At 44.0% G+C, this 16,573-nt stretch carries 13 protein-coding genes; 9 read left to right on the top strand and 4 right to left on the bottom strand.

The genetic code is table 11. From position 1 onward, the window contains the following. Positions 1-203: 203 nt before the first annotated feature. Positions 204-452 carry a hypothetical protein gene (locus G5B43_RS12205; protein WP_165295035.1) on the bottom strand — a complete coding sequence of 83 codons (249 nt, stop codon included), beginning with the start codon at positions 450-452 and terminating at the stop codon, positions 204-206. 472 nt (positions 453-924) lie between these two features. On the opposite strand from G5B43_RS12205, the gene G5B43_RS12200 reads away from it, so the two are divergent. The 3 genes from G5B43_RS12200 (at position 925) to argC (ending at position 4,000) form a co-directional block, all read left to right on the top strand. Further along, positions 925-1,641, top strand: a complete 717-nt coding sequence (locus G5B43_RS12200) for a GNAT family N-acetyltransferase (protein ID WP_165295034.1) — start codon at positions 925-927, stop codon at positions 1,639-1,641. Positions 1,642-1,796: 155 nt separating this feature from the next. Then, a complete protein-coding gene (argG, locus tag G5B43_RS12195; protein WP_165295033.1) occupies positions 1,797-2,990 on the top strand; it encodes an argininosuccinate synthase in 1,194 nt (397 codons plus the stop codon). Beyond that, complete coding sequence (gene argC, locus G5B43_RS12190) at positions 2,987-4,000, top strand: N-acetyl-gamma-glutamyl-phosphate reductase (RefSeq protein ID WP_165295032.1); 1,014 nt, start codon at positions 2,987-2,989, stop codon at positions 3,998-4,000. Before argG ends, argC begins: the two co-directional genes overlap by 4 nt. 197 nt (positions 4,001-4,197) lie before the next feature. Here argC and G5B43_RS12185 read toward each other — a convergent pair whose 3' ends face one another. From G5B43_RS12185 to G5B43_RS12175, 3 genes are all read right to left on the bottom strand, one after another. Further along, positions 4,198-5,223, bottom strand: a complete 1,026-nt coding sequence (locus G5B43_RS12185) for a substrate-binding domain-containing protein (protein WP_240904856.1) — start codon at positions 5,221-5,223, stop codon at positions 4,198-4,200. A 54-nt stretch (positions 5,224-5,277) separates the two neighbouring features. Beyond that, positions 5,278-5,973: a S41 family peptidase gene (locus G5B43_RS12180; protein WP_165295031.1), complete on the bottom strand. Its 696-nt coding sequence runs from the start codon at positions 5,971-5,973 to the stop codon at positions 5,278-5,280. A 165-nt stretch (positions 5,974-6,138) separates the two neighbouring features. Further along, on the bottom strand, positions 6,139-7,143 hold the full coding sequence (locus G5B43_RS12175) for an AraC family transcriptional regulator (RefSeq protein ID WP_165295030.1): 1,005 nt from the start codon (positions 7,141-7,143) through the stop codon (positions 6,139-6,141). Positions 7,144-7,538: 395 nt separating this feature from the next. Here G5B43_RS12175 and G5B43_RS12170 point away from each other — a divergent pair, with 395 nt between their 5' ends. The 6 genes from G5B43_RS12170 to G5B43_RS12145 all read left to right on the top strand — a co-directional run bounded on the left by G5B43_RS12170 (position 7,539) and on the right by G5B43_RS12145 (position 16,541). Further along, positions 7,539-7,763, top strand: coding sequence for a helix-turn-helix domain-containing protein (locus tag G5B43_RS12170; RefSeq protein WP_165295029.1), 225 nt, complete (start codon positions 7,539-7,541; stop codon positions 7,761-7,763). Between the two features lie 88 nt (positions 7,764-7,851). After that, entirely contained in the window at positions 7,852-8,364 is a 513-nt protein-coding gene (locus G5B43_RS12165; RefSeq protein WP_165295028.1) for a hypothetical protein, read from the top strand. 122 nt (positions 8,365-8,486) lie between these two features. Continuing rightward, positions 8,487-10,022, top strand: a complete 1,536-nt coding sequence (locus tag G5B43_RS12160; protein ID WP_165295027.1) for a DUF4832 domain-containing protein — start codon at positions 8,487-8,489, stop codon at positions 10,020-10,022. Positions 10,023-10,068: 46 nt separating this feature from the next. Next, positions 10,069-13,134 carry a SusC/RagA family TonB-linked outer membrane protein gene (locus G5B43_RS12155; protein ID WP_165295026.1) on the top strand — a complete coding sequence of 1,022 codons (3,066 nt, stop codon included), beginning with the start codon at positions 10,069-10,071 and terminating at the stop codon, positions 13,132-13,134. A gap of 11 nt (positions 13,135-13,145) precedes the next feature. Further along, a complete protein-coding gene (locus tag G5B43_RS12150) occupies positions 13,146-14,867 on the top strand; it encodes a RagB/SusD family nutrient uptake outer membrane protein (protein WP_165295025.1) in 1,722 nt (573 codons plus the stop codon). Positions 14,868-14,903: 36 nt separating this feature from the next. After that, on the top strand, positions 14,904-16,541 hold the full coding sequence (locus tag G5B43_RS12145) for a SusE domain-containing protein (RefSeq protein WP_165295024.1): 1,638 nt from the start codon (positions 14,904-14,906) through the stop codon (positions 16,539-16,541). Positions 16,542-16,573 lie beyond the last annotated feature (32 nt).

Genomic DNA, 16,573 nt, shown 5'->3' with positions numbered 1-16,573 from the left:
TTTGGTCTCGATATATACAGGTTATCCCTTAAGTGAAAGTTTACAGGGAAATTAGAAGGGGTTAATAGGGGTAATATCTATATTAAACCCCTATTATACCCCTACTAACCCCCTATTAACCCCCTATAAATCGAAAAGGAATATACAAGCAGGTCACTCGGATGAACTATAAGTAACTAATTCTATTTTTAGAAGACTGTGCCCTACTGGTTATTTAATGAGTCCTGTTGATTTTCCCTTTCAATCTCGCGGGCATCAATCTGGTGCTGTTTATAATTTTGAATGGCTACCTTGCTGGCTTTTTGGGATACAATAATACCGACTATCGCAATAATAGTCACTATAGCCAGTCCCCACGCGTATTTCTTTTTGTCCTGTTTGACTAGCCAATACATCAAGAAGATATAAGGAACCGCGAAAAAGATATAGAATATAATACTTGGACCAACCATTTTTTGGAGAATTTAAACCAATACAAAAGTACGAAATAAATAGTGATATTAAAGTCTGGCCATTCCTTTTAAACCTTTCATCAAAAAAGAGGTCTAATTAATAGATTGGCGAGAAGGAAGCGCCATAAATATTTTTTTGATAAAAAAACTAAGCAGCTATTGCATAAAAGAAAAAAATAATTTTTTACTTTTGTAATCGTTAATAGTCAATAAGTATACAAATGAACAGCTTGGAAATACATACATTCGTTTCAACACAGCTTCCCAAGAAGTTTGTGAAGGATGTATTGTATGTTTTGAAGGGCTTCAACTCTCCTACGTTGCGATTCCGACGACCTATTCTGCCTCGAGCTTGATTTTGGAGGCAGGCTATTCCATTAGGAGTAATCACGCGGCTCGGTGATTCTTCAACAGTTAATTAACAGAATTTATTGGAGCACATTACGTGTAATTATTTAGGTCGACATCTTCGATGACACTTTCAGATTTTTCCCTTATTCCAGCCACCTCTGCACATATAGCATATGCAGAAGCGATTTGCGACGAAATGTTTGAGTCCGCAAAAGCGCGCGGGACGGGTATTGCTCGTCGTAAACCCGAGTATATTGCCCGAAAAATGGAAGAGGGTAAGGCGGTTATTGCTCTACACAAGGATGGAAGATGGGCGGGGTTTTGTTATATTGAAACCTGGAGCCATGGCGACTATGTAGCCAATTCCGGCTTGATTGTAAGCCCGGAGTTTAGAAAAGTAGGGTTGGCCAAAGCGATCAAAAAGCGTGTTTTTGATCTTTCACGTGAAAAATATCCCAAAGCGAAAATTTTTGGGTTAACTACGGGTTTGGCTGTTATGAAAATAAATTCAGACCTTGGCTATGAACCGGTAACCTATGGTGAACTGACCCAAGACGAAGAATTTTGGAAAGGTTGCCAGTCCTGTGTGAACTTTGATATTTTGGTGAGCAAGGAACGTAAGAATTGCATGTGTACAGCAATGCTTTGGGACCCCATTGAAAAGGAACGCGAACTCAAGGAGAAAATTCAACGTCGTGCTGAAGCGAAAGAACGTTTAGATCGTATTGTGAAGAAACAATCACTTTTGAAACGTATTGAGGCAAAATTGTGGAAATCGTCCAAGAAGATTGTTGCTGCGGTGTTTCCTGTGGGTACGGGTCTCGCAAAAAATATATAATGACTATATTTCCTCTATAAATTAGTGCAGGATGGCTGAGGAGAGCGAAATAAATTCTTTTTATATTGTGCGCAATTATAATTGCATATAAAAATGTATTTATTTAGGTTTGACCTCATTGCGTGATGAGTATTGAATAAAAACAATTTAATCTAATGAAAAAAGTAGTATTAGCGTTTAGTGGTGGTTTAGATACGTCCTTTTGTTGTATCTATTTAACAAAAGATTTAGGACTGGAAGTACATTCCGTAGTCGTCAACACTGGAGGGTTCTCGGATGACGAATTGAAAGCTATAGAAGAGCGTGCTTACGCCTTGGGCGTAAAATCCCATAGCGCGATCGATGAGACAGCAAACTACTATCGTGATACTATAAAATATCTCATTTTTGGGAATGTATTAAAAAATGCTACCTATCCACTTTCGGTATCGGCGGAACGTGTTTGTCAAGCGACCGCAATTGCCAATTATGCAAAAAAAATCGGTGCAGGTTGTGTAGCACACGGTTCTACGGGAGCAGGGAATGATCAGGTTCGTTTTGACATGATCTTTAATACCCTAATCCCTGGTGTAGAGATTATCACACCGATTCGGGATCTCAAATTATCCCGGGAGGAAGAAATAGCTTATTTAGCTAAGCATGGCGTAGAGATTAATGCGGAAAAAGCGAAGTACTCCATCAACAAAGGGTTATGGGGTACCTCCGTTGGCGGAGCAGAAACCTTGACCTCGAATAAATATCTTCCGGAAGCGGCGTGGCCTACGCCGGTGACGTCATCCGAACCACAGACTGTGACGATAGACTTCATTAAAGGAGAGCCTGTTGCGCTGAATGGCGAGCCGATCGGCGCGGTTAAAGTTATTCAGCAACTACAAGATCTAGCCCAGCCGTATGGTATCGGGCGCGATATACACGTAGGAGATACGATTATCGGTATCAAAGGACGCGTTGGTTTTGAGGCAGCCGGGCCGCTTATTCTTATCAAAGCCCACCATACACTGGAAAAGCATACGCTCACTAAGTGGCAGTTGTCCTGGAAAGACCAGATCTCGGGGTTCTATGGTAACTATATGCACGAAGGACAAATGCATGACCCGGTTATGCGGGATATGGAGGCCTTCCTGCGTTCTTCACAAGAAACGGTGACCGGGCGGGTTATTGTCGAATTACATCCCTATCGGTTTATCGTTGTAGGTATCGAGTCCGAGCACGACTTGATGTCCACGAAATTTGGTAGTTATGGTGAAATGAACGAAGGATATACGGGCGATGATGTAAAAGGTTTTGCTAAAATATTCGGCAACCAAACCATCATCTGGCACAAAGTTAATAGTGGGGGAGCGGAATGATAAGAGTAGGTATAGTCGGTTCAGCGGGATATACAGGAGGCGAATTGCTTCGTGTTTTGATTTATCATCCCGATGTGGAGATTGTTTTTGCTAATTCGGCTTCCAATGCCGGAAATAAAGTTTATGCCGTCCACAACGATTTATTTGGCGATACCGAGTTGGAATTTTCTGCCGATTTTCACTCGGATATCGATGTACTCTTTCTTTGTGTAGGACATGGCGATGCACGGAAATTTTTGGAAGCTAATCCAGTAGATCCTTCTGTAAAAATCATCGACCTGTCACAAGACTATCGTCTGAAAGCGAATACAGCCTATCAAGAAAGACATTTTGTATACGGTCTGCCCGAACTCAACAGGGAAGCGATAAAATCGGCACAATATATTGCCAACCCGGGATGTTTTGCTACTAATCTACAATTGGCATTGCTTCCTTTAGCGGCTAAAGGCTTGTTACCGGAGCAGATTCATATCAATGCTACAACAGGATCTACGGGCGCTGGGCAAAAGCCTTCGTCTACCTCACATTTCTCTTGGCGCAGCGGGAATCTTTCTGCTTATAAATCGTTCGAACATCAACATCTGCAAGAAGTGTCCGAATCGTTGAGCCAGCTCCAACCGAATTTTCTCCCGAAATCTGATCAATCCTTACTCAAACGAGCTATGCAACGGATCAATATGATCCCCCAACGTGGAGCCTTTCCAAGAGGAATTTTTTCAGCTATATACGTGACTTCGGAATTGACCGAAGAAGAGGCTTATACCCTTTATGAGGAATATTATGGAAACCATCCGTTTACGTGGGTGAGCAAGGCGAATATTGATTTGAAACAGGCCGTGAATACCAACAAGAGCATCATGCATCTGGAAAAACACGGTAACCAACTGCTGATTTTAAATGCGACAGACAATTTGTTGAAGGGTGCATCAGGCCAAGCTGTCCAGAATATGAATCTGATGTTCGGCTTAGATGAAAGGGCCGGGCTTAATTTGAAACCCATCGGGTTCTAATTTTTCTTTTTCTCCGCGAAAAAGAAACAAACCGAACGAGGTGAGCTCATGGATACCAAAATAAACACTTATCCATAAAAGCTCGTCGCTTCCAATGTTTTACATTAGGGATTGTACTAAGAATAATTTTGTACAGTTGTAAAACATTCGCGATGCGACCTTAGGTGTTAAGAGAGGGATGGTGCAATGCTTGAAGTTTACAAAGACTTCCTGATAATAACCTTGGCCGGATCACGTAAAGTCACAGATGTTTCGTTTAAAATGGCGTTTGCGGCTTCTTCGCCCATTTTACGGAAATCCGTGCTGATAACCGTGATCCCTTCCTCCAGCACTTCTTTTACCGCCGTGTCGTTATACGAAATCAATCCAATGTCTTGGCCGAGCTTCCAGTTCTTTTCCCGGCAGAGCTTGATAATGTCCACATCATCCTGATCATATCGGCTAAAGGTAATATAAGCATCTCCCTTCTTAAAAGAATCAGATTCGACCTGATGAATGATCTCGTGATTTTTCTTATGCTCTTTGGAAAATGCCTCAAATCCCTCAATCAAATCTTTGGCATGAAATGCCTCTAAAGGGGCGACCAGTATTAAACGTTTGTATTTTTCCAATTGTGGTAACAACGTTGTCAAGGAATCTACGATGTCCGATTGGTGATCCTGATAAATACAGCTATACGTGCCATTAAGGCTACTCTCTTTATGGTCAATGACAATACGTTTATGCGGCGGTATGCTATTCAATACGTGGGAAGGGTCTTCTTTAAAAAAAGTCACAACCACAAAATGTGTGTAACTGTTAAGATTCTCTTCAACAAGTTTCTCAAACACTTTGAAATTGTGGTGATGAAAATAAACATCTACCTCAGCTTGGTCATCTATGGTTTCCAAAAAAGCCTGGTATACCCGATCCCTTAGAACATTCATTTTGTCGAGTATCAAACATATGCGGAAACGCTGTTCAAGCTTTAGTCGTTTTACGTAATAGCCTTTTCGGTATTCAGACTCGATAATGCCTTTTTCGGAAAGATATTGTAAACCTTTCAACGCTGTTTCCTTGCTGATACGTAAAGCTGCGGTCAATTGATTGAGTGAAGGTAGCCGGTCGTTAATGGCTAATTCGTTTTGCGCTATCTGTGCCATGATATAATCTACGAGCTGCATGTACTTTAGCCGTTGCTGCAAATTTGGGCTGCGTGTTTGGGAATCTAACAATTCTTTCAATTTTAGTAATGGACTCTTTTATATAAGTACAAAACTAGTAGGTTTGGTCGGTTTTTACAAGAAAAAAGAGCAGACCAGACCAGTGAGCGGACGAATAAGAAACTCAAGTGCTTTATTTATTTTTTCATCCCTTAGCAAATTGTCCAAATCGTCTCCACCTATTACTTCTATATCGGGAACAATGTTGCTTTTATACACCTTGTTATTCCTATCCACTACATAATCGGTTGATAGATTAATACCAGCGTATTCGTTGATTTTAAAACCTTGAACGGCCGTGGTATAATTTGCTGTTGGTTCACCAATAATAGTGGCATAAGGACGCCCAATAAGTGAGATAGCCGTCATTTCACCTGCACTCGCTGTATAGGTACTTGTCAAAATAACCAAAGGGGTACTACTGGAAATAGGTCTGTCTACCTGGGATTTTTGTGTCAATTCAATACCATCAATTAACATCTTGGAATCTCTAATTTCCCATTTTCCGGACGGTTCATCTTTAGCATTACGAAAACCGCCGAAGACTACTTCATCGCCAATAAAATCTTTTAACCCCAAAAGAATTGGGTACATATTTCCACCTGTATTGAACCTCAGGTCAATAATCCAGCCTTTAATCTCTGCGGAATTGACCTTGTTAATATGCGTAACAATATCAGAAGCGATACTGTCCACTTTCCTAAATGCAAAATCATTATTACCGGGGATTCGAATATATCCAAATTCACCTTTTAGTACGGTGCTGACCACCGAATTTTCCTTATTCAGTCTGTTTTTGATATATGCATTCTCAAGGTAAAGCGGAAAATAAAGCGAGCGTTATGCCGAATATGACATTAGTGATATGCCAAAAATGACATAGGCGATAACGAGTCGGCGGAGTCTTGCGAAGTGCCCTGGATGATAGAAATACTTTTATACTTTTTCAATAGATCGCCGATACTGGGCTAGTGTCATGCCACGATGTTTCTTAAAAAAGCGATTCAGTTCGCTGGGGCCGTGGAAGCCTGATTGTATCGCCACTTCCCAAAGGGAAAAGGGGCCAGCAAGCAATGTTTCGACATGCGTAACAAGTAGGCTGTTGCGGTAATCACGCAGATTTTTGCCGTGAAATTGCTTGTGGATGCGATTGAGATATTCGTATCGTATATCGAGCTGCGTAGCGATCAGTTTGATCTGGGCTTTATTGCCTTCATATGCAATGTCTTTGGCAAGTAACTGTCGATATCGCTGGATTAAGAGTTCAGGGTCGGAGGTCTGCTCATACTCCGTAAACACCTTCTCTTTCGATAGCTGCATCAATCGTGTTAGTTCGGTTAGTACAAAGGCTTCGTTATCCAGATCACCTTTTCGGAGATTGTTACAAAGGTGGTCGATATGCAGTAGGGTTTTGGGCCCGACGAGAAAGTCGATGCTATAAACCAAATGGGTAGCTTTATTTCGGTAAGCGGCAATCGCCTCATGTAAAAAGCGGAAGCTGCGGTCATTCCCATCGCGAAAGATACCGCCATCAAAGTAAAATCCGAATACTTGATATCCTCCGGCAGAAAGTTCGACTCGATAATCGCCCGGAGGAACATACAAATACCGGGCACGACCAGGGGCGAGGGTGCAGACAAGATCGTCCGCGACATCTTGGACCAAAATATCGTTGTCTCCCTCGACAACATACAGCACATACAAATCACCCATATCGACCTGTACCGGAATAGTGACAGTCTCTTCGAGGTGTAGATCATAACTAAAGAGATAACCATGTTTACCATCAAACTCTTGGGCGATGGCCCAATTTTCTTCTTTGGCATAGTACTGTGTGTCTGCATATCGGATATGGAGCCAGGGCTTTGGTCTATTCGGTTTGTCATCCGCGATGGGTTGCCCAAAGTGGGCGCGGAAGTTGATGTGTAGGCTTTTCTTCATGATTTGGTAGTGTAGATGTTTTACAAATGAAAAAGACATTTTAATACGCGTCAAGTGACAGGGGTGACATCCACCAATGGTAAATCAGAAAGACTTTTAGCGAATGGTCGGCCAATGTTGGAATTGACCGGGGTGACATCGGGATCCAAAAAAAGAAAAAATGAAAGAAAGAAAATTAACTAACACCCCGCTGACGTACAGCGGATTCTAAAGCGGGCATCCAAAGGAAGGGCATATTCATTGGCGCAGATGAGTGTGATGGCAATAAGCATCATGAGAGAGGCTGGAAATTGTGAAATCGTGTTGCCGGGAATGGTACTGGTTTAGCGTAACATAACAGGGAGAACCTGCTGGACGGAAACCGTCTGCGCGGGCTCCCATTTATATATATTGATGTGGAGTTACCGCAAAACTGTACGGCTGCTCCGAAACCGGACGAAATGAATATGCTGCTAACCCGAAAAGAAGTGATGCATAAGCTGAACATTAAAGATAGTACCTATACCCGTTGGGTAGACCGCGGTATCTTGGCGCCGCGGATTATGGGTACCCGACATTTCTTTACCGAAGCGGATCTTGGCCGCGCTTTCGAGGAAAGCAAGCGCAAAGGCAAACGTTGATATAATCAGGACGTTGCGCGCCGTACTGGCGCTAGGGGAGGTACAAGTTAGATCGTGCTTCCCCTTTGTTTTTCCGTACGCCGGCGTCTTGACGGCGTACGACTTGAACAAGGTGCCGGGCAAGGATGCGGTTCTTTTGTACGGGAAACGGATTTCGGCATACGCCGACACGGTGAAGATGACCATCTTGTTCATATCTCCATGCGGGGAAGCCGCACTTCCGTGTGCCGAGGTGATACTGTTGCCCTCCATAACCAATCTTCCGTCTTTCTACGTAATTGCCTTGCCCAACGAAAATAAACTCCTGTGCAGCAAAGTGATTTCGGCATACGACAAGATGTTTGTCTTGGGCAAGGGATCTGTTGATTCATACGCCGACGTGAAAAAGATGGCCGGAAGTTTCTTCGGCTTGGGTAACGAAACGATGTCGCCGGACGACGACGTTACGCTCCTGCCCATCGACAGGACACTTCCGTCCGCCGTAGTAATACTTCCGTCCGGGTTGCCGACGGAATTGTCGTCAGTTTCTGTTAAAATCTTCCTACCGAGACCACTTTTATTACTCCGTTCCCAATTTTTGAAAGGTATGTATATATTTTAGAAAAAAAATTTGGTATTTTATTTTTATTGCTTTATGTTTGTTTTATAATTATAGACCACACCAGACCAGACTAATTTAAGGGAGGTTAGTCTAAGGGTCGGTATCTAAAAAATGAGGAATCAATGAAAGTACTATTACCACTGATAATGATTGTTTACAGCAGTTTTCTTTTCGGTCAATCGGCAGAGGAGCGTCTTTTTGACGGCCGTATACCCATATCGCTAACTTACGATTCGACGTCGGTGTTCAGGAACCCTTTGAATGGTTGGGTAATGTACGCTGGCCGTACGGCAGAACCTACCTATTGGGACAAGGAATACTATGTAGATGAACTTCAAAAATTTGTTAAAGTAATTGATTACGCTTCTGCTTGTTATGTGAGAACCAGCTGGTCATCGTTGAACCCTAAGGAAGGAGTATATACTTGGCGGGATACAACAACGCAAATAGGTCGGTTGATTCGAGGTGCAATGAAACGAGGAGTTCCAATTGCTTTCCGGATTGTAGTCGACGGGCGCGACCAGGGAATGAATACGCCAAAGTTCGTTTTCAGTGCCGGCGCTCGCTATTATATGGAAAATGATAAGCATCCGGATCGGTTGACACCACTGCCTCAAGACCCTATTTTTCAACGATATTATGAGCGGTTTATCAAAGCATTCGCGAAAGATTTCAACGATCCGGAAACAGTCGCGTTTATTGATGCATATGGTTTAGGAAAGTGGGGAGAAGCGCATAATGTGGTATATGCGGAAGCAGGAGAAGCTGCCGAAGAGCAAGTGCAACGATGGAAGGAAGAGGTTTTTGATTGGGTGACCGATGTGTACACGAAGTATTTTACTAAGGTTCCGCTAATTATCAATTACCATCGCTTGATTGGGCATCCGCAGAGCTGGGGAGATCCAAATCCGGAAAGTGAAGAATTGTTGGAGAAAGCCATTGCAAAAGGTTACGGATTACGGCAAGATGCCTTTGGAATGACGGAATACTACGCTGATTGGGAGGAAGACTTTGCCGCGAAATGGAGGTACAAACGGCCTATTATTATGGAGGGGGGGTGGATCACCGCCGGACAGCACCGGTATTGGATTGATCCCAGCAAGAGATATCGTCAGGGGCATCCAGAGGATGTTCGGCAAGGAGAGTTTGATATCGCCGCTGCTGCCCATGTGAATATGATGGATTTTAGAGCTGGCGATACGGATTCATGGTTTGAATATGCTTTTCCGTTGGTTAAGCAGTTTATTGCTGAGGGCGGCTACAGGCTCTATCCGGAAGAAATCGCCTTGCCCAAAGTGATAAATAATAAGGGACTGGTTCATATCACACATCGCTGGCAAAATAAAGGCTGGGGTTACTTCCCGAATAATATTCCGCAATGGAATTATAAATATAAGGTGGCTTTTGCCTTATTGGATCAGAATGGTTTGGCTAAGCAGGTATTTGTAGATGACAACTGTGAACCATCGGATTGGCGTCAAGGCGTTTCGGTAATGTACGATTATAAGGCGCAGCTTAACGTGCCTAAAGGGGGATACAGCTGGGGATTGGCTATTGTCGATCGGACGAAAGCAGATCAACCGGCGATTCAACTTGCTGTCGATGGTGTATTATCCAGTGAGGGCTGGTTAAAATTACAGGATGTTGAAGTACAATAATTTAAAAATCAAGTTAATCAATATAAACATTAATTAGTAATCCATTATGATAAAAAACAGAATACTTGTAACCCTACTGGGTGTGCTCTGCTCTATATTGGCTTTTGCACAACAGGGGGCGGAGGTACATGGAACGGTTTCGAATAGTGAGGGACCGTTTCAAGGGGTGAGTGTTGTGGTGGCAGGAACGGACATAGCTACCGTAACCGATGAACAAGGGAGGTACAGCATTAAAGTCAAACCTACAGACGAATTGGTCTTTACGGCGATTGGCTATCTGGCTCAGCGTATCCGGGTTGCTGCGCAGACTACGGTCGATGTTTCATTGGTAGAAGAGGCCTCCGCATTGGATGAGGTCGTTGTTGTTGGTTACGGTGAGGTACGTAAGAAGGACTTAACTGGAGCGGTGAGCACAGCGAAAGGAGCTGATTTGGCGGAACGTAAAACGACGAACTTATCGTCTTCCTTGCAGGGGGCTATACCAGGTTTGATGGTTCGTCGTAGCAATAATGCGCCGGGTTCATCGGCGGGCAGCATGCATATTCGCGGGGTGACGACGATTGGAAACTCGGCGCCCTTGGTGATTATTGATGGTATCCCGGGAGATATTGATCACGTGAATCCTAACGATGTGGAAAGTGTTTCTGTATTGAAAGATGCGGCATCTTCGGCTATTTACGGCTCTCGTGCAGCAGCAGGGGTTATTTTAATTACAACCAAACGAGGTAGCCGAACGAATCTAAATCTAACCTATTCGGGCGAGTTTGGTGCAGAAATTCCTACCCTGCAGCCGGAGATGGTTGGTGTTACGCGATATCTTGAAATGTCAAACGAACTGCGCTATAATGACAATCAGGTTGGTGGATTCTATCAGGACTATAGCGCCGATCAAGTGAAAAATTGGATTAACTACAATACAACAGATCCTAATAATTATCCGCTTACCAATTGGCGAGGGTTGATTTTAGAAGACTATGCTCCAAGACAGACACATACTATTGGTGTATCGGGAGGAAATGATAAAGTGCGCAGTAAAGCGACATTGGCATATGACGCGGTAGACGGTCTTTACGAGAAGCGATTTTTCAGACGTGTGATGCTTCGGGTAAATAATGATTTTACCATTAATGATATGATCAGTGCGACGCTGGATTTGAATGTGCGGAATGCGCGAAATCATACACCGCACTACACGCCACTATCCTTGCTACGGCAGATGCCGGCTATCTATGCGGCAACCTGGGATGATGGTCGTATCGCCGAAGGAAAGTCAGGTGGAAATCCCTATGGACTGCTTCATTTGGGAGGTGATCGCGATTCCCGAAGCACACAATTTCGCGGTCGCGGCGTGATTGATATCAAACCTTTCGACGGATTTAAGGTATCGGCCATTGTTTCACCTTATATCAATTATGCGAAAAGTAAGGCGTTTCGCAAAGCTGCTTCGTATACCTTGGCAACCGATCCGAGTGCTTTTGGTGGTTGGCTGGAAGATAATGCGAATCCCTATAGCACGACCAGTCTGAGCGAAGAACGTAATGATGATTATAACATCACTTCGCAGCTGATCGCGAACTACATGAAATCATTTGATAAACACGACCTAACGGCGATGGTGGGGTATGAAAATTACTATCAGAAATGGGAAAATTTAGGTGCTTCAAGAGACCAATATGTGTTGGATCAATATCCTTATCTGAATGTTGGCCCTTTAGACTATCGCGGAAATAGCGGTGACGCCGAAGCGTATGCCTACAATTCTTACTTCGGTCGACTGATTTATAGTTATGGGGATAGATACCTTTTGCAAGTGAATGCGCGCCGGGATGGTTCTTCACGCTTCCATAAGGATCATCGCTGGGGAACTTTTCCTTCATTTTCTGCAGGTTGGGTCATTAGTGAAGAGTCTTTTTTGAAGAACGCGAACATCAATTGGTTGTCTTTTTTGAAATTGCGCGGATCTTGGGGCGCTCTTGGTAATGAGCGCATCGGTAGCTACTATCCGTATATGTCTTTACTGGCATTTGGCAACGCTCTATTTTATGAAAACGGAGCGACTGTAGCCAATACCACAGCGGCACAACGTACCTTGGCGGTGTCGGATATCTCTTGGGAGAAATCGCAATCGACTGATATTGGTCTTGATGCAGCATTTTTGGATAACCGGTTGACCGTTACGGCAGATTACTACTGGAAGCAAACACAGGGTATGTTGCTGAATATCGATATTCCGGCTTCTGTGGGGCAAGGTATTTCAGAGATGAATGCTGGCGAAATGTCCACAAAAGGCTTTGATTTGGAACTCGGCTGGCGCGACCAAAAGGGGGATTGGAGCTATGGCGTGACGGCTAATTTATCCGACTTCTTATCGAAACTGGATGATATGAAAGATACGCGGGTCATCAGTGGAAATAAACTGAAAGAGGCCGGGGTTTACTTTAATGAATGGTATGGTTATAAAAGTGACGGACTTTTCCTGACGGAAGAAGAGGTAGCGAACTCGCCTAAATTGAATAATCAAATAAAAGTGGGGGATATCAAATACTTGGATATTTCAGGTCCAGAAGGGGTGCCGGATGGTATTATATCGGCGGAATATGATCGGGTGCCTCTGGGGAATTCATTGCCTCGTTACCAATATGGGGGAAGACTGCATGCTGGGTATAAGAACTTTAATCTCGCGATGACTTTTCAAGGAATTGGCAAACAAAGCGTGCGCTTGGAACGGCAGATGGTTGAGCCGTTGCGGGCAAATTTTGGTAATATTCCAGCGATTATTGATGGGAATTATTGGAGTCCGTTTAACACAACAGAAGAGAATGCAGCAGCGGCCTATCCTCGCTTGACACGCGCTAATGTGGAAGCGAATATGGCGATGTCGGATTATTGGTTATTCAACGGACGTTATTTCCGTTTGAAAAATATTACACTAGGTTATACCGTACCTAAGGCTGTTACAGAGCGATTCAAGGTACACAACTTGCAGGTTTACGCAAGTGCAAGTGATTTGTTTACCTGGAATAGATATCCTTCGGGCTGGGATCCGGAGATGGGGGTTAGTGATTACCCGATTACGACAACCGTGTTAATGGGGGTTTCCCTTGATTTCTAAACAATATGAATATGAAATACATAGTAAAAATATATGCACTAGGATTGTTGCTGATGCTGCAAGCCTGTCAGGACATGGATTTAGCACCACTTTCGGAAGGAAGTAGCGAAACCTGGTATTCAACCGAAACAGAATTGGATATGGCCGTAAATGAATTTTATATTCTCGGCTATTGGAATCAACCGTTGGAAAACTCAGACCAATGGACGGATAATTTTTCGTATAGAAATACGCACCGCGTGGATATTCTCTACGGAACGCTAAACGGTGGTCAGTGGGAGGTGTACCGTCTTTGGGAACAGAGTTATAAATTGATAGCCCGTGCCAATGCGCTATTAGAGAGAATTGACGAAGCCGCTGCAGGCAACGTTAGTCCTGAAAAAATAGAGGCATATAAGGCAGAAGCCTATTTCGCTCGGGCTTGTAAATACGCAGACTTGATCTGCTATTTCGGTGATGTAGTGTATTACGATCAGTCGCCTACATTGGAAGAGGCTTTTGAGAAAACGCGTACACCTAAAGATGAGGTCATCCCGTTGGTCTACGAGGATTTTGATCGAGCAGCAGCTGTTTTACCAGAGTCCTATCCAAACAGTGCGGTGCATTTTACGAAGGGAGCGGCTTATGCCATGAAAGCTAGGTTTGCGCTGTATATGGGCGACTGGGAGGTGGCTGCAACGGCGGCGAAAGCTTGTATCGATCTAGGGGTGTATGATTTACATCCAGATTTTGGGAACTTATTTTTGGCGGATACGAAATCGAATACTTCCGAAAAAATATTTGCTTTTCCGCGCTCCATTGCCAGCGGCGTTGTGCTGGATCAATGGGTTGTAAACAACGAACTCACGCGTAACCCCGGAGGCTATGGATCGTCTTGCCCTTCCTGGGATCTGATGGCGGCTTTCCTCTGTACTGACGGCTTGCCTATAGATGAGTCGCCATTGTTTGATCCACATAATCCTTTCGCGAATAGGGATCCGCGTTGTGCAAAGACTATCGTAGAGTTCGGGACGGTTCACGTTGGGTTTGATTATAACCCGCATCCGGAAGTGACACAGGTGATGAATTATAATACGGGCACCATGCAGGCGAATCAGGACAATCGAGCCATCAACCAGTATGCCTCGTATAACGCATTGAACTGGAAAAAAGGTATCAACGAACTATGGACCCAAAATGGGCGTACCGTAGAACGTGATTATGTGATGATGCGTTATGCGGATGTGTTGTTGATGTATGCCGAGGCGAAGATTGAACTGAATCAAATTGACCAATCGGTATTGGACGCGATGAATGCGGTTCGTGCACGAGCATATGGCGTTCCTTTGGCGGCGACAGACCAATATCCGGCCATTACGAGCATGGACCAAACAGCCTTGCGAAGAGAAGTCCGGTTGGAACGACGGGTGGAATTAGCAAATGAAGGTTTGCGCTATATGGATTTAATTCGTTGGCGTTTGGCTACAAAGGCGTTGAATACGAAGAACTATGGCATTCTTTATCCTACAGCAGATCTTATTGATCAGGTAACTTCCAAAGGACATTGGTTTTGGGCATATACGCCTCAAATTGATGAAGATGGTATTGCTGACTTCTCTCAAATGGAAAATGCAGGATTGATTTCGGTATTGTCGCAACGTGTATGGGATGAACGTCAGTATCTATGGCCGCTACCTACGCCTGAACTGGAAATATCACCAAATCTACGAACGGATAATAACCCGGGATATTAAATAAATATGCTAACAAATTCTATAAACCTTATGAATATGAAAATGAATAGAATAGCGGAGAATGCTAAGCTTCTGGTGATGCTCATGATGGGGATCCTCTTGGTGGCTTGCGAAAGATTAGATATTGACGATGCTTACTCTCGTCACGATTATACCTTGGCAATCGAGGCGTCCACTGATGAGGTGCTACTGGACGAAACTACGTCTGGTGATGTCGCATTGACGCTGAATTGGTCGGCTGCTGCAGATTTGGGGTTTGCGTATAGTACGTCCTATTACTTGGAAATGGAGCCATCGAGTGGTAGTGATAAGGGGGCGATTATCGAATATGTGGCGCAAGATGAAACATCGAAGAGCTTTACGCATGAAGAACTACAAGAGCTGCTGGTCGATTATTGGGAACGCCCTACCGGTGCTACAAGTACACTAAATGTGCGGATCACCTCGAATACGGAAGGCCCGCGGGTGATTATCCCTGAAGTAGCGACGTTGCAAATTAAGATTAAAACCTTCGGTCCGAAGCCTTTCTTGGCGGATCAGTTGTTTATGCGTGGAACAGCTGTGGGAGAGGAGGATATCGAGATGACTTCTGCTTCGGGGAATAGCAATCTCTTTATGTACACAGGAAATTTGTCTGCAGGAACCATCTTTTTCCCGATTATTTATGGCCTCGATGTAATGGAAAATGCAGTTGCTCCGTTGGAAGACGGTGGGCAGGTAACGACTTCACCGGCCGATATACAGGTGGTGGAATTAACGGAAGCGGGAGCTTGGCAGATCACAGAGGAAAATGAATATCGGGTGACGATTAATTTATCAACAAAGCAGCTTAGCATTGTGCCTGCCGGTGATGTGCTGGATTTGGATGCGCTATTTATGTCGGGCACGGCTGTGGATGGAGAAGTGGAAATAAATCGAGCATTAGAAGACGAAAATGTGTATGCGTTTAGGGGGGAACTGAATGCGGGTACACTCTATCTTCCTATAGAGTTTGAAGGCGAACGAATGCTCTCCATTGTTCCTGAATCGGGTGGCGTGCAAGCGATCTCAGATGGTGTGACGATCGGTTTTGGACAAGCAGAAACGGGCAGCGCACAAGCAGTTAACCACTGGGAGATTGCCTCGGCTGGGGTGTATCGTATTGTTGTCAATATACAGAATAAAGATATTACCATTTACTCTCCGGAAACTGATCTCAAACCCAAAGTGGTTTCGTGGAACAACACGGTCATCGGACAAAATCCGTATACGGCACCGATAACAGAACTTTGGATGTATGGTGGATTTAATAGCTGGAGTGGAGATGGAAATGGTTTCAGTGGCTTCCACGATGATTTCAAAATGACCCAAAGTATGGCAAACCCGAATATCTTCGTGTATAATGGCGCTGCTTTGCCGAGGACTACAATCTCCGATGAACGTACTGGCGAAAGTCAAACCGGATCGCTGCGTTTCTCGGTATCCAATATTCATAACAATGTTTATGCGTTTGGTTCTACAGCGCCGGCACAGCGGAACGTGAGCAATGGTTATTTTACCGTGGATTCGAATACACCGCAAACGCTAGTAGAAGGACAAGGGGATAACCGCTATGCTTTCTTTAATATCCCATCAGGAACGAATTTCGTAGTCGTCGATGTGGAAAATCTAACGGTGGTTTTTGATACGAAATAGGTTGATCGGGATATAGTTTATAATAACATAAG

Origin of the sequence: Sphingobacterium sp. SGR-19 (assembly GCF_011043555.1) — a bacterium.
Lineage (GTDB): Bacteria > Bacteroidota > Bacteroidia > Sphingobacteriales > Sphingobacteriaceae > Sphingobacterium.
Note: the sequence above shows the minus strand (reverse complement) of the source record. Positions and strands in the feature narration are given on the sequence as shown.